The following is a 19,451-nucleotide window of genomic DNA, read 5'->3' on the forward strand; positions in this document are numbered from 1 at the left end:
CAAGAGCACCAAGCAGTATGGTCGGCTTTGCGTATTGCGCCTCCCCGATCAGGCAGTATGCTGGGCGCTGTTGCCGCCCTGCTCCGGAGTCTGTCGTCATGTCTTATACGTTCATCACCCTGCCCTCGCCCGTCGGCGAGCTGAAGCTGGTCGCGAACGGCTCACGACTGGCGGCCATCCTCTGGGAAAACGATAAACCCGACCGCGTGCGCCTCGGGCCGATGAGCGAGGCACACGACAATCCGATCCTGATTCGAACGGCTCGACAACTCGGAGAATATTTTTCCGGGACGCGGGACTGTTTTGACCTGGAACTGGATTTCGCTGGCACCGATTTTCAGAAAAAGGTCTGGGCGGCGCTGCTGACCATTCCCTTTGGCCAGACGCGCACCTACAGCCAGATCGCCAGACAGATTGGCAATCCCAGCGCTGTACGGGCAGTGGGCGCAGCGAACGGACGCAACCCGATCTCCATTGTCGCGCCGTGTCATCGGGTGATCGGCGCGTCGGGGAAGCTGACCGGGTTTGCCGGTGGGCTTGAGGCGAAAGAGCACTTGCTGAGCCTGGAGGGTGGGCAGTGGTCGCAAATTGGCAAAACCGGCGAGCTGTTCTGAATCAAGCGCCGAACAGATTATTCATCGCCGCATACTGCAACAGCATGATGGTCTTGGCGTCGCAGATCTCACCGCGCTGAAACGCTGCCAACGCCTCGTCGAACCCCCACTCCAGCACTTCCAGCTCTTCGGTCTCTTCTTCCAGTCCACCACCCTCGCCAACCTTCGATGCCGAATCGTATTCGGCAATGAAAAAGTGCAGCTTCTCGGTCACTGAACCCGGACTCATGTAAGCCTCGAACACCTTCGTCACATCGTGCACGCGATAACCGGTCTCTTCCTCGGCTTCGTCGCGGATACGCTGCTCCGGTGCCGCGCCTTCGAGCAACCCGGCCGCCACCTCGATCAGCAAACCATCATGACCATTGACGAACACCGGCAAGCGGAACTGCCGGGTCAGTACCACCGTGCGCTGTGCACGGTTGAACAGCAGAATCGCTGCACCGTTGCCTCGGTCATAGACTTCACGAGTCTGACGCTGCCACTCACCATTGTTGCGGTGATAGTCGAAGGTAATTTTCTTCAGCAGATACCAGTCATGGGACAACACCTGAGTGTCGACGATGCTGACCCGCTCGGCTGTGTTGGACATGACGCTTGATCCTTTTGTCATTGAAGGCTTCCGGGTAGGTAAAGGCCCTTAGTTGTGAACGAGAATACGAAACCCTATACCGCCCTACAAATCATGTCGAAACATCCTACAGATAACGCCTACTCGCCCGACTTCTTTCCTGTTTGATCCCCCGCAAAGTCCCCGCACCTTTTTGACGTGCGCGAGAGACTGCGAATGCTTCCAACCGATCAGCTGCTGGCCCTGAACAACAGCATCGGCCTGCTCGTTGTGGCTGCTTTGAATCCCGATGAGCCGGACTTCGAACACCTGATCCGCGAGTTCCGCCTGTGCCTGAACAACTACGACGTCTGGGCCGAGCAGTTCTGGACGGGGACTGCACTGGATGTCGAGCAGGTATTCACCATCGGTAACGACGTGCGCCTCAGTGCGCCGATCAAGTCGCGCCAACCGCTCAGTTCATCAGTAGTCATGTGTTCGGCCAGCGGGTCGCTGACGCTGGTGCACATGTTCGAGGCTGCACGGTTCGTGCCGATTGGCGACACGCCGGTGACGCTCGAACCGGTGCTTGCCGATGTCGGCGGTGTGCTGACGTTCGGCGAACCGAAGCATCACACCATTGGCCCCAGCGGCATTCTGCAAGTGACCAACTGCGATCGGGGCCAGCGTTATCGCATCACCTTCTTTCCCGATGTGTCCACGGACCATGTACGTGCGCTGTATGCCTCTTATGAAAGTGTCATTGCAGGCCTTGAGGGCTGGTTGCGCGCTGAATGGCGCGAATTTCAGCCGCAGTGGACGGAGTTTTCCAGCGCCGGGTTTCTTGAACGTTACGGTCAGTTGCAACAGGCCGATTGGCGTGGATTCGAGAAAGCACTGAATGGCGTCTGGGATGACATTAAACAGGTATTCGCCCTGCTCGCCGACTTGCAGGCCAACAGTGAAAAGTTGCTGGAATACCTCAGCGAGGCCGAGCTTGAGGCGTTATTGAATGCCTCCAGCGACGCCATTGCCAACGGTCTGTTGATCCTCAGTGACGAGCCGCTGCTGTTCATTCATCTGGCCGCGTTTACCAGTTGGCTGAAGATGCTGCCGCCGCAACATTTGGCCGAAGTGGTCGCCGAAGTGCGCGTCGAATTGCTGATCAGCTTCCTGTTGATGGGCGTGTCGGGTGGCATCGGCGTGCCGCTGCGTTTGAGCAGCAAGGTGCTGGCGAAGATCAAGTCGCCGCGCGCGCGGGAGTGGCTGGCAGCCTCGGCTTTGCGCTTGGCCGAACTGACGTCCTCGGCGGATTTGACGCGGCATGCCAGCGTTTTGAAGCCGCTGATGCTCAATGTGCGTGACGTTGAGTTGAAACCGACACCGTCGATACCGCTGAACATTCGTCAGGCCGATTCTGTGGTGTTGACGGTGCCGAATCCGGCGCCTGTTGTGCGGGACAAGTCTGGCGCTTCGAGCCGGTTGGAACGGCATGAGCCGCACGACGATTCGCCGGATCAGGCGAAAAACCCCAACGGCGACAACGCCGATTGTGTGCCGCGTACCTGCACCAACGGTTGTCCGGTGTCGATGGTTACTGGCGAAGAACTGCTGACCCTGAACGATGCGCTGCTCGATGGCGTGTTGCCGTTTGAGTTCACGCGGTTGTATCGCTCGAGCGCCGTCGAAATCGACGTCGGGCTGGGGTTTGGCTGGAGCCATTCGCTGGCGCATCGGCTGGAGTTTTTCGCTGATGAGGTGGTTTGGGTCGATCACGAAAACCGGCGTACCCGTTTTCCGTTGCCGAGTAGTGAGCGGCCGGCGATTCACAACAGTTTGTCGCGGGCGGCGATTTTTCTGGGCGAGGAGCCGGAAGAGCTGATCCTCGCGCTGGCCGGGGACACGGCGCGCTTTTATCACTTTCGTGCAGGACGGCTGACGGCGATCAGCGATGCCTATGGCAACCGTCTGACGGTGCAACGCGATCGCTCTGACCGGGTGCAGCGCCTGGACAATGGCGCCGGGCGCTCACTGCTGTTGCGCTATGAGCAGGCGCAGTTGCTGGGTGTTGATTATCAGGTGTTTCGCGAGGGTGCCTGGAGTACCGAACAAGCACTGGTCAGTTACCGCTACGACGCCTACCGGCACCTGATCGAAGCGACCAACGCTGTCGGTGACAGCGAGCGTTACGACTACGACGACGCTCACGTGATTCTGCAGCGGCAACTGGCTGGCGGTGCGAGCTTCTTCTGGGAGTGGGAACGGTCGGGGAAAGCCGCGCGCTGCGTGCGTCACTGGGCATCGTTTTCGCAGATGGACACGCGTTACGTCTGGAACGATGACGGCAGTGTCGCGGTGCATTACGTCGATGGCACCGAAGAGACCTACGTCCACGACGAACGTGCGCGGCTGGTGCGTCAAGTCTCGGCGGATGGTGGCGAGCAGCTAAAGGCTTATGACGCCTCGGGGCGTTTGATCGCCGAGCAGGATGCGTTAGGCGCTGTCACCGAATACCGCTACGACGACGTCGGACGGCTGATTGCGCTGATTCCACCGGATGAGGCGCCCACGTCCTACGAGTATCGCAACGGTTTCCTGCATCGGCGTTCGCGCGGCGAGGCGGTGTGGATCTACCGGCGCAATGCCGAGGGTGACGTCACCGAAGCGGTCGACCCCGACGGTCAGGTCACCCATTACTACTACGACACCCGGGGGCAATTGCTGTCGATCCGCTACCCGGACAGCAGCCGGCATCGTTTGGTCTGGAACAGCCTTGGCCAGTTGACCGAGGAAACCCTGCCCGAAGGTGGCGTGCGGCGCTTTTCCTACGATGCACTGGGGCGGCGGACCACGACTGCGGACGAACACGGTGCGGTCACCCGTCAGCACTGGGACGCCGTTGGCCGACTGATTCAGACGACATTTCCTGGCGGCAGCACCCGCGCCTACAGCTACGGCGCCTACGGTCAGGTCACCGCCGAGCGCGATGAACAGTGGCACATCACCCGTTATGAGTATGACGACGATCTGCACCTGGTCTCGCGGCGGATCAACCCCGACGGCACGCGGGTGCAGTACCGCTATGACCATGCGCAACTGCTGCTCACCGAGATTGAAAACGAATCCGGGGAAAAGTACCGGCTGGACTACACGTCGACCGGGCTGATTCGTCAGGAAAGCGGTTTTGACGGCCGCCGCACCGCCTATGCCTACGACCTCAACGGGCATCTGCTGGAGAAGACCGAGTTCGGTGATGACGGCTCTTGTTTGCTCACCGCTTATGAACGCGATACCGCCGGGCGTTTGCTGGTCAAAACCCTGCCGGACGGGATCAAGGTCAGTTATCAGTACGACCGCCTCGGTCGTTTGATTGGGGTCGATGACGGCCAGCAACATCCTTTGGCCTTCGAGTACGACCGTCAGGACCGGCTGATCACCGAGCATCAGGGCTGGGGCACCCTGCGTTACCGCTACGACGCCTGCGGCCAGCTCAAGCGCATGCGCCTGCCGGACAACAGCGTGCTCGACTACCGCCACGCCAAGGGCGGCGCGCTGAACGGGATTGACCTCAACGGCGCGCCGCTGACCCGCCATGTCTACCAGTCCGGTCGCGAACTGCAGCGCCAGCAAGGCCTGCTGCTCAGCGAATATTCCTACGACGATCAGGGACGATTACTCGCCCACGCCGTAGGCCATCAGCGCGATGCCCTGTACCGCCGCGATTATGCCTACAGCGCCAACGGCAATCTCGCGCACATCGCCGACAGCCGCCACGGCCAGCGCACCTACGGCTACGACGCCCTCGACCGGCTGATCCGCGTACGTCACTCACGCGACGAACTGCCGGAATCCTTCGCCCACGACCCGGCCGGCAACCTGTTGATGCAGGACCGCCCAGGTCCGAGCCAGATCCAGGGCAATCGCCTGCTCATGCAGGGCGACCGTCATTACGACTACGACGCCTTCGGCAACCTGATCCGCGAACGTCGCGGCCGCGCGCAGACACTCGTCACCGAATACCGCTACGACAGCCAGCACCGCCTGATCGGCCTGACCCGCCCCGACGGCCAGACCGCCAGTTACCAATACGACGCCTTCGGCCGGCGCATCCGCAAAACCGTCAACGGCGAGATCACCGAATTCTTCTGGCAAGGCGACCACCTCGTCGCCGAAAGCAGCGAAAGCGAATACCGCAGCTACGTCTACGAACCCGGCACCTTCCGCCCGCTGGCACTGCTCGACGGCAAAGGCCCGAAAAAAGCCTGCCCCTTCTACTACCAACTCGACCACCTCGGCACCCCGCAGGAACTCACCGACTACAGCGGCGACATCGTCTGGTCCGCGCAATACGACGCCTACGGCAAAGTCGCCGCCCTGACCCTGGCCGGCGAGGATTACCTGAACCAGCCGCTGCGTTTTCAGGGGCAGTATTTCGACGGGGAGAGCGGGCTGCATTACAACCGGCATCGGTATTACGACCCGCGGCTGGGGCGGTATCTGACGCCGGATCCGATCAAATTGGCGGGTGGGCTGAATCAGTACCAGTACGTGCCGAATCCGACGGGGTGGGTGGATCCGTTGGGGTTGAACTCCAATTGTCCGCCGCCGAATAAGCCTGGGTGTGAGGTGCCGGGTGGGGTTGGTGGGGCTAAGGTTGATGAGGGTGATCCACAATTACCGGACTTGATTCATGGCGTTGACCCACATTCAGTGAAGCGAACGCATGCAATTATGGGAAAAAATTCAACTAAACGCGTCGAAAAAATAAGAGATCAGATGCGAGCAGGTGGCTACGATGTCAGCTATCCCATAGACGTAGCAGAACATCAGGGCACCTTCTATATTCTAGATGGACATCACCGTGCAGCAGCTGCAAAACAAACAGCAACGCCAATAACTATAAATTTGATCACGAACATCAGAGAGCACAAAGGACAACTTAATACGATCGAAGAGGTCATTGAATCAGCTAACAATGTCGGACACGACCGATTGGAGCATCACAGAAGAAGATGAAAATAGCCGATAAAAATCTTGAGGACCTAATAACTGACTTTCTTTCAAAAGTTGAAAGTGGAACAGAATTACTACAAAAAAAATTTGGCACTCGGAATATTTTAAGACTCTGGCGGAGCAAGCAAATCGAACGCTGCGGTGAAATAACTGATGAAATTCAATATGAACTGCACGGCGTAGGGTGCGCCATTCATTTCCCATCAGAATCAGTGGACTTCGATTACGGTTCGAACAGCAGAATCGACGGCTTTGACGTATGGCGTCTTTACATTTACGCTTCGGACAGGCCGCATATATATGAAAAATACTGCGACAAGAAAACACTCGAAAAAGAATTCAAAGAGCTTATCTCTTTAAACAGAATCGAAAAAATGTCGATCAGTGACAATCTTTATGTCCTGGTTAAAACCGAATAAAAACATACCCACACGCATTCCAAACCAACAAAAAAAGCCCGGCAGCGCTACCGGGCTTCTTTATTTGCAACTAACGAGCGACGTGCGACAGCGAGTCATCGACATCCTGCTCGACTGAGCGAACCCCGTGAATCAACGGCCCATAACGCCGACTGAACTCCCAGTTGTACGGCACGCCATCCTTGCTGGTGCCGTTGTCCCAGTTCACCGACCAGGTCATCAAGCCTTTGATCGGCAGCCCTTTGATCGCCAGACGCTTGAGGACATTCCCGACCACGGTTTTGTCGATCACATAACCGGTGGCAGCCGCATCGTTGTTGGCCGGCAGGCCAATGACGAACTTGTCCGCCGCGATGCGGGTGAAGCCGCGAGTACCGGTCACCAGGCTTTCAGTCAGGTAATAAAGGAAATCCTCCTTCAGCGCATCGTTGTTCTGCGCAATCCATGCACCCGCGCCGTTGTTGGCTTCCGGCACCCAGACCCCGTCGCCACCCTGGTTGTAGAACTGCGGGGCGATGAAGTCGTAGTAGCCTTCCAGTGCCTGCAGGTAACTCACGTATTTGCCGGTGCTGGTCAGGTACGGAAACTCCGGGGCCATGCTGATGATGAAGTGCTTGCCCTGGCCTGCGTAGTGATCCTTGACCAGTTTCAGTGCGGCCGGCAGGACGGTCTTGTTGGCCGCGAAATCAATCGCGCTCTGTTCAAGATCGATGTCCAGCCCGTCGAAACCATAGGTTTCCACCAGACGGATGATTTCATTGGCCAGCGGTTGTTCCTGACCGCTGCGCAACTCGATGTGCGCATCGGCACCACCGAGGGAAATCAACACGGCCCGCCCTTGGCTGTTGAGCACACCGACCTGACGGCGGAACTCGGCATCGGAAACGTTGAACGGCTTGAAGGTCGGAATGCCGCTGCCCTTCATAAAGGCTACCGCGACGACGTTGTATTCCTTGGGCACCTCTTCCAGCGACAGGCTGGCGAAGCGGCCCTGACGATAACCATCGCTCGGGCCTGCGGGCCAGTTGTGCCAGAAGCCCATGAGGATCTTTTTGCCGGCAATGCTCGGCATCAGCGACGCGGCATCGCTCGCGGCGTTTTGCACTAAAGAGAAATCGATTTTTGACATGTTCTAATCCTTCAGAACGTGTGGGTTTGGCGACGCAGCGCCGTTATTTGAAGTCGACGTCGAAGGCCTGATAGAAAGCGTTGCCGGTGTTGGCGACGATCCACATCAGCACGATCACGTGATGGCCTTTTTTGTTGGCCGGCAGTTTCACCGCGTGATTGACCTTGGCCTTCAGCTCATTCGGGTAGCTGTAATACGGCACCTGAGTGTAGAAGTCCTCGAAGAACGGTTGGCTTTCCAGTTGCGCACGGGTGATGCGCTGCTTCGGGTCCCAGCCGTCCTTGGTGATCAGCCAGCGATAGCCACGAGTGGTGTGGGGCGCGGTGTATTCCCACTTGATTTCGAGGGTTTGTCCCGGGGTGACATTGAGCAGCGGCCAAGTGAATGGACGACCGAGTTTCTTGCTCATTTCTTCATGGGTGAAGTTAACGCAGTCGCGGGCATCACTCTTGCCACCACTGAGGATGTAGCCGTCGGCCGGGGGCGTGACACTGTCCGAGTCGCTCTGGTATGGCGCCGGAAACGGCCCCGCTGCCAGCGCCGGGAAATTTTTCCCGCCTTCCATTTCATTGACCTGCCAGGCACCGAGCAGTCCTTGCTCAATGGCCACCGCACCGCGGCTGGCAGGAGAGATGACGCGACCATGTCGCAGTTGGGTTTGTGCTTGTGGTTGATTCATGTTTTTCACTCCGTTGATTTAAGAACTCTCCTTTCCGAGGAGAGGTCTTCAAGCTAACGGAGGCGAATTTTTTGTCCATCGGCGGTTTTGTCGCAGTCAGCGGATGAAGGCCAGCAAAACACTGCAAATACTGGATGTGTATCCAGTCTTTTACGATAATACCCACCCGAGATGACGCCAAAAGATTACACGCCGATGCTGCAAAAACTGCCATTCAGTACTCACGGCAACTGTGCCTTGAACTCCTTTTCGTATTGCCCGGCGAGTTGTACTTTCTGTTTCTCGTTGAGCAATTTGCCGGCCATCTGGAAGAACTTCTGTTCTTCTTCCTTCAAATGATGATGAACCTTATCCGACAGCTTCTTCGCGGTTGCCAACCACGCCGGACTGGACATCTCGGTCTCGTCGAGTTCTTCCATCATCTCGTCCATTTCATGGTGTTCAGCGATGGCATGGCGGCTCAGATCGACACCCTCGTCAAGCTCCATCAACGGAATGTAGAAATGGCGTTCTTCGGCGGTTTCGTGGGCCTGGAGTTCGGCTTTGAGTTGTTTGTACGCCTCGACCCGCTCCGGGGTGTCGCCGCTGGTTTCGATCAGGGTTTTGGCGTAGCTACGCTGGCGCTCATGGCTTTCGCGAAGGGCTTCGAAAATATTCATGGGGGATCCTCATCAACCGCGTGCTGGAATGACGCTGTAACAGCTAGACCCCGGCGCGTGGGCGGCAGTTCCACCGGGTTGAGAGGGGCTTGGAATATCACCGCCGGGCAGGATAGGCTGCGGGTTCAAACCACAAGGAAGTCAGGCATGAACTTGCGCATCGAGTTGTCACAACATTCCACAGAAGAAGAACGCCAAGCGATTCTCGCCCCCCTGCATGCCTATAACGTGGCCAAGGCCGGGATCGCGGTATCCGAACCGCTCACCCTGCTGGTGCGTGACGATCACGATCAGATTCTGGGTGGACTCTATGGCCGGCTGGTCTGCCAGTGGTTGTTCATCGATTTGCTGTCAGTGCCTGAAGCAGGCCGGGGCCAGGGTATTGGCTCGAAACTGATGCGCATGGCCGAAGAGCTGGCGCGGGAGAAAGGCTGCATCGGCGCATGGCTCGACACGTTCGACTTTCAGGCACCGGAGTTCTACAAGAAACTCGGGTACAGCCAGTTTGGTGAGATTGTCGATTATCCGCCGGGGCACAAGCGGCATTTTTTCCAGAAGCGCCTGAACGGTTGAATGTGACGCCGCCTTCGCGAGCAAGCTCGCTCCCACACTGGATGAGTGATCGACAAAGAATCGATGTGGGAGCGAGCTTGCTCGCGAAGGCGGCTTGAACCTCACCGCGACCATTGGCCCTACAGACAGGTCGCCAACGCCGCCAACCGGCGCTTGGCGACAAAGTCATCCTTCTGCGCGTAGTAATTCAGCGTCGTACCCGATGCTTCGGTGAGCACATCGACAAAAGACTCTGCCGAACGGGTATACACCGTCGTACCGCCCGATTTACGCGGTTCCAGATACGCCGCCGCATCCACGCCAAACACCGCTTCGTCCTGCCAGCCGAACTGCACACAACGCGCCACGTCTTTTTCGGCTTTGTCCGACGTCAACACTTTGTACGGGGTTTTCGTGCGAGCATCGTCCATCACCGAGCCTGCGCAACCGGCCAGCAGTGTCGCGGCCAGCGCTACCATCAGAATTCGCATTGCATTCGCTCATTCAGAAAAAAGCGGACTGTATCATCGCAGCAGCAGGAATCGTTCTGCTTTACTGCATTTATAGCGCGACAGGCGCAGGCCGCTGCGGCAACCTAAGGTCATCAGCCTCACAAGGAAAACACATGGCGCCTACCGACCAGCGACATGAACACGCCCTGAAAGTATTTCTCGAGGCGCGTCCCGAACTACGCGTATCCCTCGACCACCTCAACCCGCTACTGGCTCAGGCCAAAGGCGAAACGCAGGCGCAGTATCGTGAGGAGCGACTGCATGAAGCATTTGAGGCCGAAGCGGAAGAACAAGGTCTGTTTGCCTGGGAGCTGACACTGCTACTGACGGCCGCAACGCCTGAGGAATACCAAGCGCAGCGCCTTGAGGTGCATCGTGAAGTCGCAGAAATGGCTCATATGGGCTGGCCAGAATATTGCGATCTGTATGGCATAGAACCATAACCGCCGCCCAAGGACACTTCTACCGATGCTGCCATCCGCCTCGACTCACCGCGCCAGCCCCGGGCATCTGCACACTCAGAAGTGGCGCGGGCGGATTGGTCTGGCGCTGGTGGCCGGCCTCTCGGTACTGGCCGGCATGACCGACGCCATCGGCTTTATGGCCAGCGGCGACTTCGTCTCGTTCATGAGCGGCAACACCACCCGACTTGCCGTGGCGATCAGCGATGGTGATATCGGGCTGACCCTGCGTTTGTTGATCCTCGTCGCCACTTTTATAGCCGGGAACGCCTTGGGCGTTATCGTTGCCCGTTTCGGTGGCCGCCGGGCGCTGCCGTTGCTGCTGTGTATCGCCACCCTGCTGTGTGCGGCGGCCGCCTGGCCATTCGACACCCAACTGCCGGCGCTGATGGCGGCGATCATTGCGATGGGCATGCTCAACGCGTCGGTCGAAGAGGTGAACGGCTTGCCGGTCGGACTGACTTACGTGACTGGCGCATTGTCGCGGTTCGGCCGTGGTTTGGGGCGCTGGATGCTTGGCGAACGGCGCAGCGGCTGGCGGGTGCAACTGGTGCCGTGGAGCGGGATGTTTATCGGCGCGATTCTGGGGGCGGTGCTGGAACATCATTTGGGACTGAAGGCGTTGTTTGTCAGCGGTTTGCTGGCGGCGGTGATCGGCTTGGTCTCGCTGAAAATCCCACGGCGCTGGCAACTGGGCTATATGCCGCGCTAACCGAGGACAACAAAATCTTTGTAGGAGTGAGCCTGCTCGCGAAGACGCCGGCACATTCTTCATCTTCACCAACTGACAGACCGCTATCGCGAGCAGGCTCACTCCTACAAGGTTTCGCGGCAGCCTCGATAAAGCTTTATCATGGCCGCAGTTTTGCTGATCGAGTCCGTCATGAAGTTCGCCATTGCGCTGTTTTCCGCCGCCCATGCGCCCTCCTCGCGCCGCGCCCTGCTGTTTGCACAAGCCGCGCTGGCCGGTGGGCATGAAATTGTCCGGCTGTTTTTCTATCAGGACGGCGTTTACAACGCTTCGGACGCGGTGGTCACCCCGCAGGACGAACTGGACCTGCCCAAACAATGGCGCACCTTCATCACCGAGCAAAAGCTCGACGGCGTGGTGTGCATCGCCGCCGCCCTGCGCCGTGGCGTGCTGGACGCTGAAGAAGCCAAGCGCTATCAGCGTGACGCCGTTTCCGTGAGCGCGCCGTGGGAATTGTCCGGCCTCGGTCAGTTGCATGACGCGGTACAAGACGCTGACCGCTTGATCTGCTTCGGAGGTGCGTGAGATGGCTAAATCCCTGTTGATCATCAGCCGTCAATCACCATGGTCTGGCCCCGCGGCCCGCGAAGCGCTGGACATCGTGCTGGCCGGTGGCGCCTTCGATCTGCCCATTGGCTTGCTGTTTCTCGATGATGGCGTCTTACAACTCGCCGCCGGGCAGAGCGCCAAGGCCCTGCAACAGAAAGACTTGAGCGCTAACCTGCAAGCGCTACCGATGTTTGGTGTCGAAGAGTTGTTCTACTGCGCAGAGAGCGCCAGCACTCGTGGCCTCGGCACTCTGTCGCTGGACGAAGCGCAGCCGCTGGCCGCCGAGCAAATCACCGCCCTTATTGACCGTTACGACCAGGTGATCACCCTCTGATGTCGACTTTGCATGTGTTGTCTCATTCCCCGTTTGGCGACGATCGCCTGACCAGTTGCCTGCGCCTGATCGGCAGCGCTGATGCTGTGTTGCTGTCCGGCGACGCGGTCTATGCTCTGCAACCGGGCACCGCGCCGTTCACCGCACTGCAAAGCCGCCAGATCAAATTGTTGGTTCTGGCCGAAGATGCACAGGCTCGCGCCATCGAAGTCCCGGACTGGGCTGAGGCCATTGATTACCCGGCCTTCGTCGAGCTGTCGATCCATCACGACAAGGTCAACAGCTGGTTATGAATGCCATGACCGTCGGCGCCCGCGCCATCGAACTGGACAAGGACGGATTTCTGGTCGACCTCAGCGACTGGTCGGCAGACGTCGCGAGCGCCCTCGCTGCCGCCGAAGAAATCGAGTTGACGCCCGAACACTGGGAAGTCCTCGAACTGCTGCGCAGCTTCTATGCCGAATTCCAGCTGTCCCCGGCCACCCGGCCATTGATCAAGTACACCGCACTGAAACTCGGCCCGGACAAAGGCAACAGCCTGCACCTCAACCGACTGTTCAAAGGCACCCCTGCCAAACTCGCCGCGAAACTGGCGGGCCTGCCCAAACCGACGAATTGCTTATGACCGACTTTCCAGCGCTGACCCTCGAAACGCCTGCCGAACACCCGTTCGCCCAATTCGTGCGCATTCTTGGCAAAGGCAAACGTGGCGCTCGTGACCTGACCCGCGAAGAGGCGCGCGAAGCCATGGGCATGGTGCTCGACGACAAGGTTGAAGACACCCAGCTCGGCGCGTTCCTAATGTTGCTGCGGCACAAGGAAGAAAGCGCCGAGGAGATGGCCGGCTTCACCGAAGCCCTGCGCGAGCGCTTGCAGGCGCCGGCGCTGAACGTCGATCTGGACTGGCCGACTTACGCTGGCAAGAAGCGTCATCTGCCGTGGTATCTGCTGGCGGCCAAGTGCCTGGCACAGAACGGCGTGCGCACTTTCATGCACGGCGGCGGCGCACACACCGCCGGGCGTCTGTACAGCGAGCAATTGCTTGGTGAATTGAACATTCCGCTGTGCCGCACTTGGCAGCAGGTCGGCACGGCGCTGGATAACGGTGGCCTGGCCTTCATGCCGCTGGTGGACTGGGCGCCGCAACTGCAAAAGATGATCGATTTGCGCAACACCCTGGGCCTACGCTCACCGATTCATTCCCTGGCGCGGATTCTCAATCCACTGGGCGCGCGTTGCGGCCTGCAAAGCATTTTCCATCCTGGGTATCAAGCCGTGCATCGCGATGCCAGTGGTTTGCTTGGCGACACGGCGATTGTGGTCAAAGGCGATGGCGGCGAAATCGAGATCAACCCGGATGCCGACAGCCACCTCTACGGCACCACCGCCGGCGAGAGCTGGGACGAGGAATGGCCGCAATTGTCGGCGCAACGCCACGTCAAACCGGCGACCCTGGACGTCGAACACCTGAAAGCCGTATGGCGTGGCGAGGTGGTCGACAGTTACCCGCAAATGGCGTTGATTGCGACCATGGCGCTGGCCTTGCGCGGTCTCGGTCAAAGCCGTGAGCAAGCCTTCGCAACCGCCGAGCACTACTGGGCCGCGCGGAACAAATCGATTTAACCGATCATTCGCGCCTGATCTTTGCGCTTTTTGTTCGAACTCATCGGAATAGACTCGACTCCAACGATTATTGGTTTACGGAGTCTTGATCATGGGTTTACTCGTCGATGGCCACTGGCAGGACAAGTGGTACGAAAGCAGCAAGGACGGCGCCTTCCAGCGCGAACAGGCCAAGCGCCGCAACTGGGTAACCGCCAACGGCGAACCCGGCCCCAGCGGTGAAGGCGGTTTTGCCGCGGAGGCCGGGCGCTATCACCTCTATGTTTCGCTCGCCTGTCCGTGGGCGCATCGCACGCTAATCCTGCGCAAACTCAAAGGGCTGGAGAGTCTCATCGACGTCTCGGTGGTCAGTTGGTTGATGCTGGAAAATGGCTGGACCTTCGACACGGCGCTCGGCTCAACCGGCGACAAGCTCGATGGTTTTGAATTCATGCATCAGCGCTATACCGCCGACACTGCCGATTACACCGGCCGCGTCACCGTGCCGGTGCTGTGGGACAAAAAGCTCAAGCGCATCGTCAGCAACGAATCAGCGGAGATCATCCGCATGTTCAACAGCGCGTTTGATGGTTTGACCGGCAATGATCTGGATCTCTACCCGGCGCCATTACGCGGCGAGATCGATGCGCTGAACGAGCGGATTTATCCGGCGGTGAACAACGGCGTGTATCGCGCAGGTTTTGCGACGTCGCAACAGGCTTATGAAGAAGCGTTCGATGAGGTGTTTGCCGAGCTGGATCAGTTGGACCGGCTGCTGGATGCCAATCGCTACTTGTCGGGTGAGTACCTGACGGAAGCGGACATCCGTTTGTTCACCACGATGATTCGTTTTGACGCGGTCTACCACGGCCACTTCAAGTGCAACCTGCGGCGGATTGCCGATTACCCGAATCTGTCAAACTGGCTGCGGGAGATGTATCAGATGCCGGGGATTGCCGAGACGGTGGACTTCCAGCACATCAAGAACCACTACTACGGCAGTCACAAGACCATTAACCCGACGGGAGTTGTGCCGAAGGGGCCGGAGCAAGATTTCAACGTCGTCCATGATCGGGCGCGGTTGAGCGGCAAAGGGGTTTGGCGAAAAGGTTGAGAGTTATAGGGTTTTGGAAGGCCTCTTCGCGAGCAAGCTCGCTCCCACACTGGATATGTGTCGTTCACAAATCCCCTGTGGGAGCGAGCTTGCTCGCGAATGGGTCAACTCGGTCTTTCAGACCTGTGCCTGAGCCCCTTCGAACCACGCCAGCTTCTCGCGCAGTTGCACCACTTCACCGACGATGACCAGTGTCGGCGCATGCACTTCATGCTCCGCCACCAGTCGCGGCAGATCAGCCAGCGTGCCGGTGAAGACGCGCTGATTGACCGTGGTGCCCTGCTGAATCAATGCCGCCGGGGTATCGGCTGAACGACCATGTTTGATCAGTTGTTCGCAGATGACCGGCAACCCGACCAGGCCCATGTAGAACACCAGCGTCTGCGCCGGCGCGACAAGGTCGGCCCAAGGCAGATCGGTGGAGCCGTCCTTCAGATGGCCGGTAACAAAGCGCACCGACTGCGCGTGATCACGATGCGTCAGCGGAATCCCGGCATATGCCGCGCAACCACTTGCCGCCGTGATACCCGGCACAACCTGAAACGGAATGCCGTGAGCGGCCAGTTCTTCGATCTCTTCGCCGCCCCGGCCGAAGATAAACGGATCACCGCCCTTCAACCGCACCACACGCTTGCCGGCCTTGGCCAGGTCGACCAGTTGCTGGTTGATCTGATCCTGTGGCACGGCGTGATCAGACCGACGTTTGCCGACGTAGACCCGCTCGGCATCACGACGGCACAGCTCAAGAATCGCTGGCGCCACCAAGCGGTCGTACAGCACCACGTCGGCTTGCTGCATCAGACGCAACGCCTTGAAGGTCAGCAGGTCTGGATCGCCCGGGCCTGCCCCGACCAGATACACCTCACCGGTCGTGACCATGGCTTCACCATCGATCTTGGCTTGCAGCAGACGCTCGGCTTCGGCGCCCTGCCCGGCCAGTTGCCGGTCGGCAATCGGCCCCTGAAACACGTCTTCCCAGAAACCACGACGCTGCTGCACATCCGGAAACAGGCTTTTCACCTGATTGCGGAAACGCGCGGCGAGCCCGGCCAATTGGCCGTAGGTCGATGGAATCCAGGTTTCGATCTTGGCGCGGATCAAACGCGCCAGCACCGGCGCATCGCCGCCGCTGGACACGGCAATGATCAGCGGCGAACGGTCGACGATCGCCGGGAAGATCACGCTGCACAAGGCAGGCGCGTCGACCACGTTGACCGGCACGCAGCGCTTGTGCGCATCGGTGGAGACTTGGGCGTTCAGCGTCTCATCGTCGGTGGCGGCAATAATCAGCCCGCAACCGTCGAGATCCGCCTCGACGTAACCGCGCAACAGGCATTCACCGCCAGAGGCGACGACCAGTTCACGCAGTTGCGTTTCGATTTCAGGTGCGACCACCCGCAGCAGCGCACCGGCATCGGCCAGCAGGCGGGATTTGCGCAAGGCAATTTCCCCCCCACCGACGACCAACACACGACTGCCGCGCAGGTTGTGAAACAGCGGCAGATATTTCATTTAGCCGATGACCTCAAGGCCACCCATGTACGGCTTGAGTACGTCCGGCACACGGATCGAGCCGTCGGCCTGCTGGTAGTTTTCCAGCACGGCCACCAGCGTACGGCCTACGGCCAGACCGGAACCGTTCAAGGTGTGCACCAGTTCAGGCTTGCCGGTTTCCGGGTTGCGGAAACGCGCTTGCATACGACGGGCCTGGAAGTCGCCGCAGTTCGAGCACGAGGAGATTTCGCGGTACTTGTCCTGGCTCGGGATCCACACTTCCAGATCGTAGGTCTTGACCGCGCTGAAACCCATGTCGCCGGTGCACAGCGCCAGGGTGCGGTAAGGCAGACCGAGCAGTTGCAGGACTTTTTCGGCGTTGGCGGTCAGGCCTTCCAGCGCTTCCATCGAAGTCGATGGCTCAACGATCTGGACCATTTCGACTTTGTCGAACTGGTGCTGACGGATCATGCCGCGCGTATCGCGACCCGACGCACCGGCTTCACTGCGGAAGCACGGGGTGTGAGCGACGAACTTGATCGGCAGCAGTTTCGAGTCGACGATTTCGCCCGCAACGATGTTGGTCAGCGACACTTCAGCGGTCGGGATCAGGTAGAGATCGGCTTCGCCTTCGCGCGCGATCTTGAACAGGTCTTCTTCGAACTTCGGCAGTTGACCGGTGCCTTGCAGCGCCGGCGCCTGAACCAGATAAGGCGTGTAAGCCTCTTCGTAGCCGTGCTCGTTGACGTGCAGGTTGATCATGAACTGCGCCAGGGCGCGGTGCAGACGCGCGATCGGGCCACGCAGCAGGGCGAAACGCGCGCCGGACAGCTTGGCGGCGGTTTCGAAGTCCAGCCAGCCGAACTTCTCGCCCAGGGCAACGTGGTCTTTCACTTCGAAGTCGAACGCGGTCGGCGTGCCCCAGCGGCGCACTTCAACGTTGTCGTCTTCGTCTTTGCCGACCGGCACGGATTCGTGCGGCAGGTTGGGGATACCGAGCAGGATCGAGTCCAGTTCGGTCTGGATCGCGTCCAGCTCGACTTTACCGGCACTCAGTTCGCCCGCCATGCGCTCAACGTCCGCCATCAACGGCGCGATGTCTTCGCCGCGCTGCTTGGCCTGACCGATGGATTTGGAACGCGCGTTACGCTCAGCCTGCAGTGCTTCGGTGCGGGTCTGGACGGTCTTACGCTGTTCTTCCAGCGCTTCGATGCGCGCGGTATCCAGGGCAAAGCCACGGGAAGCCAGGCGGTCCGCTACGTCCTGAAGGTTGCTACGTAACAGTTTGGAATCGAGCATGTCGGTTTCTCGTTATCAAAGTTTGGTCAAAGACAGGCCAGCCCACGTCGCGAGCAGCCCGCCGAATACGCTGAGTGCCGCATAGCCCAGGGCCAGCGGCACTTGCCCGCTTTCCAGCAGGCGCACCGTATCCAGTGAAAAGGATGAAAATGTCGTCAGCCCCCCAAGGAAGCCGACCATCAACCCGGCGCGTACCTCGATCGGCACTTCCGGGCGTATCAAAAACAGGCCGTACAACACGCCAATCAGCAGACAGCCCACGATATTAACGGCCAGCGTCGCGGTATAGAAGTGCCGCGGCCAATTGGCGTTGATCCAATTGCCGGTGGCGAAGCGCAACAAGGTGCCGGCAACCCCGCCGGCGGAGACCGCAATGATCAATGGAAGCACTATTTTCTCCGCTGCCGAGGGCTTAAACGATCGAGTTGGGCGAGGTGGTTGAGCTTCTCGCCGATCTTCAATTCCAGACCGCGCGGCACCGGTTGGTAGAACGGGATGGGATCAAGCTCTTCCGGGAAATAGTCTTCGCCGGCGGCATAAGCGTCCGGCTCGTCGTGGGCGTAGCGGTATTCGTCACCGTAGCCCAATTGTTTCATCAGTTTGGTCGGTGCGTTGCGCAGGTGCAGTGGCACTTCCAGCGAGCCGTTTTCAGCGGCGGCGCGCAAAGCGGTTTTGAAGCCCATGTACACCGCGTTGCTTTTTGGCGCACAGGCCAGATAGGTGATGGCTTGGGCCACGGCCAACTCGCCTTCCGGGCTGCCGAGACGCTCCTGCACTTCCCACGCCGCCAGGCACAGGCTGAGGGCGCGCGGGTCGGCATTGCCGATGTCTTCGCTGGCCATGCGCACTACGCGCCGGGCCAGGTACAGCGGATCACAACCGCCGTCGATCATTCGCGCAAACCAGTACAGTGCACCGTCGGGGTTGGAGCCGCGCACGGACTTGTGCAGCGCCGATATCTGGTCGTAGAACGCTTCGCCGCCCTTGTCGAAACGCCGGCGGGTGTCGCCGAGCAGGCTCTGCAGCAGCTCGGTGCCGATTTCGCTGTTGTCTTCAGCCAGGTCCGAGGCGTTTTCCAGCAGGTTGAGCAGACGCCGGCCATCGCCATCGGCGGCGGACAGCAGCATCTGGAAGCCTTCATCGTTCAGCGTCAGGTTGCGCTTGCCCAGACCGCGCTCTTCGGTAAGCGCGCGGTGCACCAGTTTGCGCAGCGCCGCTTCGTCGAGGCTTTTCAGCACGTAGACGCGAGCACGCGACAACAAGGCGTTGTTGAGTTCGAACGAAGGGTTTTCGGTGGTGGCGCCGATGAAGATCAGCGTGCCGTCTTCAACGTAAGGCAGAAACGCATCCTGCTGGGATTTGTTGAAGCGGTGCACTTCATCGACGAACAAAATGGTGCGCTTGCCGTACTGGCCGGCCTGCTGCTTGGCAATTTCAACGGCCTGACGGATCTCTTTGACCCCGGCGAGCACCGCCGAGACCGTTTCGAAGTGCGCATCGGAGACTTCCGCGAGCAACCGCGCCAGGGTGGTTTTACCCACTCCGGGCGGGCCCCAGAAGATCATCGAATGCAGGGCACCCTGCTCCAGCGCCTCACGCAGAGGCTTGCCGCGAGCGAGCACGTGCTCCTGACCGACGTACTCATCCAGATTGGTCGCACGCAAACGCGCGGCCAGTGGCTGGGCAATCGGTGCACTGCGAAACAGATCCATCACGTAGC

20 protein-coding genes and 1 pseudogene are annotated in these 19,451 nt (G+C 59.4%); 12 read left to right on the plus strand and 9 right to left on the minus strand.

The features are described from left to right. Positions 1 to 98 precede the first annotated feature (98 nt). The gene (locus tag CLU80_RS02040; protein ID WP_099756627.1) at positions 99 to 614 is read left to right on the plus strand and encodes a methylated-DNA--[protein]-cysteine S-methyltransferase; all 516 of its coding nucleotides are present in this window, start codon (positions 99 to 101) and stop codon (positions 612 to 614) included. Between the two features lies 1 nt (position 615). Here CLU80_RS02040 and CLU80_RS02045 read toward each other — a convergent pair whose 3' ends face one another. After that, complete coding sequence (locus tag CLU80_RS02045) at positions 616 to 1,206, minus strand: NUDIX domain-containing protein (protein WP_099756628.1); 591 nt, start codon at positions 1,204 to 1,206, stop codon at positions 616 to 618. Positions 1,207 to 1,401: 195 nt separating this feature from the next. Between CLU80_RS02045 and CLU80_RS02050 the strand changes: the two genes are divergently transcribed. Further along, positions 1,402 to 6,180: an RHS repeat-associated core domain-containing protein gene (locus tag CLU80_RS02050; RefSeq protein WP_099756629.1), complete on the plus strand. Its 4,779-nt coding sequence runs from the start codon at positions 1,402 to 1,404 to the stop codon at positions 6,178 to 6,180. Then, positions 6,177 to 6,596, plus strand: coding sequence for a DUF6896 domain-containing protein (locus CLU80_RS02055; RefSeq protein ID WP_099756630.1), 420 nt, complete (start codon positions 6,177 to 6,179; stop codon positions 6,594 to 6,596). Before CLU80_RS02050 ends, CLU80_RS02055 begins: the two co-directional genes overlap by 4 nt. Positions 6,597 to 6,723: 127 nt before the next feature. Here CLU80_RS02055 and CLU80_RS02060 read toward each other — a convergent pair. From CLU80_RS02060 to CLU80_RS02070, 3 genes and pseudogenes are all read right to left on the minus strand, one after another. Next, positions 6,724 to 7,725, minus strand: a pseudogene (locus CLU80_RS02060) (chitinase); the annotation flags it as partial. A gap of 43 nt (positions 7,726 to 7,768) precedes the next feature. After that, on the minus strand, positions 7,769 to 8,404 hold the full coding sequence (locus CLU80_RS02065; protein ID WP_099756632.1) for a lytic polysaccharide monooxygenase auxiliary activity family 9 protein: 636 nt from the start codon (positions 8,402 to 8,404) through the stop codon (positions 7,769 to 7,771). Positions 8,405 to 8,625: 221 nt separating this feature from the next. Continuing rightward, complete coding sequence (locus CLU80_RS02070; RefSeq protein WP_093434348.1) at positions 8,626 to 9,063, minus strand: hemerythrin domain-containing protein; 438 nt, start codon at positions 9,061 to 9,063, stop codon at positions 8,626 to 8,628. A 147-nt stretch (positions 9,064 to 9,210) separates the two neighbouring features. Between CLU80_RS02070 and CLU80_RS02075 the strand changes: the two genes are divergently transcribed. Then, positions 9,211 to 9,636 (plus strand): GNAT family N-acetyltransferase, encoded by a 426-nt coding sequence (locus tag CLU80_RS02075; protein WP_093434345.1) that lies wholly within the window; start codon positions 9,211 to 9,213, stop codon positions 9,634 to 9,636. A 119-nt stretch (positions 9,637 to 9,755) separates the two neighbouring features. Here CLU80_RS02075 and CLU80_RS02080 read toward each other — a convergent pair whose 3' ends face one another. Next, positions 9,756 to 10,106 (minus strand): hypothetical protein, encoded by a 351-nt coding sequence (locus tag CLU80_RS02080; protein ID WP_093434342.1) that lies wholly within the window; start codon positions 10,104 to 10,106, stop codon positions 9,756 to 9,758. A gap of 134 nt (positions 10,107 to 10,240) precedes the next feature. Here CLU80_RS02080 and CLU80_RS02085 point away from each other — a divergent pair, with 134 nt between their 5' ends. The 8 genes from CLU80_RS02085 to CLU80_RS02120 all read left to right on the plus strand — a co-directional run bounded on the left by CLU80_RS02085 (position 10,241) and on the right by CLU80_RS02120 (position 14,938). Further along, positions 10,241 to 10,570: a DUF6388 family protein gene (locus tag CLU80_RS02085; RefSeq protein WP_099759333.1), complete on the plus strand. Its 330-nt coding sequence runs from the start codon at positions 10,241 to 10,243 to the stop codon at positions 10,568 to 10,570. A 25-nt stretch (positions 10,571 to 10,595) separates the two neighbouring features. Beyond that, positions 10,596 to 11,300, plus strand: coding sequence for a YoaK family protein (locus tag CLU80_RS02090; RefSeq protein WP_099756633.1), 705 nt, complete (start codon positions 10,596 to 10,598; stop codon positions 11,298 to 11,300). 171 nt (positions 11,301 to 11,471) lie between these two features. Beyond that, complete coding sequence (tusD, locus tag CLU80_RS02095; protein WP_095124703.1) at positions 11,472 to 11,864, plus strand: sulfurtransferase complex subunit TusD; 393 nt, start codon at positions 11,472 to 11,474, stop codon at positions 11,862 to 11,864. A 1-nt stretch (position 11,865) separates the two neighbouring features. Beyond that, positions 11,866 to 12,222, plus strand: coding sequence for a sulfurtransferase complex subunit TusC (gene tusC, locus CLU80_RS02100; RefSeq protein WP_095048061.1), 357 nt, complete (start codon positions 11,866 to 11,868; stop codon positions 12,220 to 12,222). Next, positions 12,222 to 12,515, plus strand: a complete 294-nt coding sequence (gene tusB / locus CLU80_RS02105; RefSeq protein WP_099756634.1) for a sulfurtransferase complex subunit TusB — start codon at positions 12,222 to 12,224, stop codon at positions 12,513 to 12,515. The genes tusC and tusB overlap by 1 nt, the downstream gene beginning before the upstream one ends. Beyond that, positions 12,512 to 12,847, plus strand: a complete 336-nt coding sequence (locus CLU80_RS02110; RefSeq protein ID WP_095124503.1) for a TusE/DsrC/DsvC family sulfur relay protein — start codon at positions 12,512 to 12,514, stop codon at positions 12,845 to 12,847. The genes tusB and CLU80_RS02110 overlap by 4 nt, the downstream gene beginning before the upstream one ends. Next, a complete protein-coding gene (locus tag CLU80_RS02115; protein WP_099756635.1) occupies positions 12,844 to 13,845 on the plus strand; it encodes a glycosyl transferase family protein in 1,002 nt (333 codons plus the stop codon). The genes CLU80_RS02110 and CLU80_RS02115 overlap by 4 nt, the downstream gene beginning before the upstream one ends. A gap of 91 nt (positions 13,846 to 13,936) precedes the next feature. Beyond that, positions 13,937 to 14,938: a glutathione S-transferase family protein gene (locus tag CLU80_RS02120; protein ID WP_099756636.1), complete on the plus strand. Its 1,002-nt coding sequence runs from the start codon at positions 13,937 to 13,939 to the stop codon at positions 14,936 to 14,938. Between the two features lie 117 nt (positions 14,939 to 15,055). Here CLU80_RS02120 and cysG read toward each other — a convergent pair whose 3' ends face one another. From cysG to CLU80_RS02140, 4 genes are read right to left on the minus strand one after another with little or no spacing between them, the layout of a single operon-like run. Beyond that, positions 15,056 to 16,450, minus strand: a complete 1,395-nt coding sequence (gene cysG, locus CLU80_RS02125; RefSeq protein ID WP_099756637.1) for a siroheme synthase CysG — start codon at positions 16,448 to 16,450, stop codon at positions 15,056 to 15,058. Next, positions 16,451 to 17,731 (minus strand): serine--tRNA ligase, encoded by a 1,281-nt coding sequence (gene serS / locus CLU80_RS02130; RefSeq protein WP_007908080.1) that lies wholly within the window; start codon positions 17,729 to 17,731, stop codon positions 16,451 to 16,453. Between the two features lie 15 nt (positions 17,732 to 17,746). Further along, positions 17,747 to 18,121: a fluoride efflux transporter CrcB gene (crcB, locus tag CLU80_RS02135; protein ID WP_053121588.1), complete on the minus strand. Its 375-nt coding sequence runs from the start codon at positions 18,119 to 18,121 to the stop codon at positions 17,747 to 17,749. After that, the gene (locus tag CLU80_RS02140; protein WP_034155144.1) at positions 18,121 to 19,443 is read right to left on the minus strand and encodes a replication-associated recombination protein A; all 1,323 of its coding nucleotides are present in this window, start codon (positions 19,441 to 19,443) and stop codon (positions 18,121 to 18,123) included. Before CLU80_RS02140 ends, crcB begins: the two co-directional genes overlap by 1 nt. Between the last annotated feature and the right edge of the window lie 8 nt (positions 19,444 to 19,451).

Source organism: Pseudomonas sp. 29 (assembly GCF_002754355.1).
In the GTDB taxonomy this organism is placed as follows: Bacteria; Pseudomonadota; Gammaproteobacteria; order Pseudomonadales; family Pseudomonadaceae; genus Aquipseudomonas; species Aquipseudomonas neuropathica.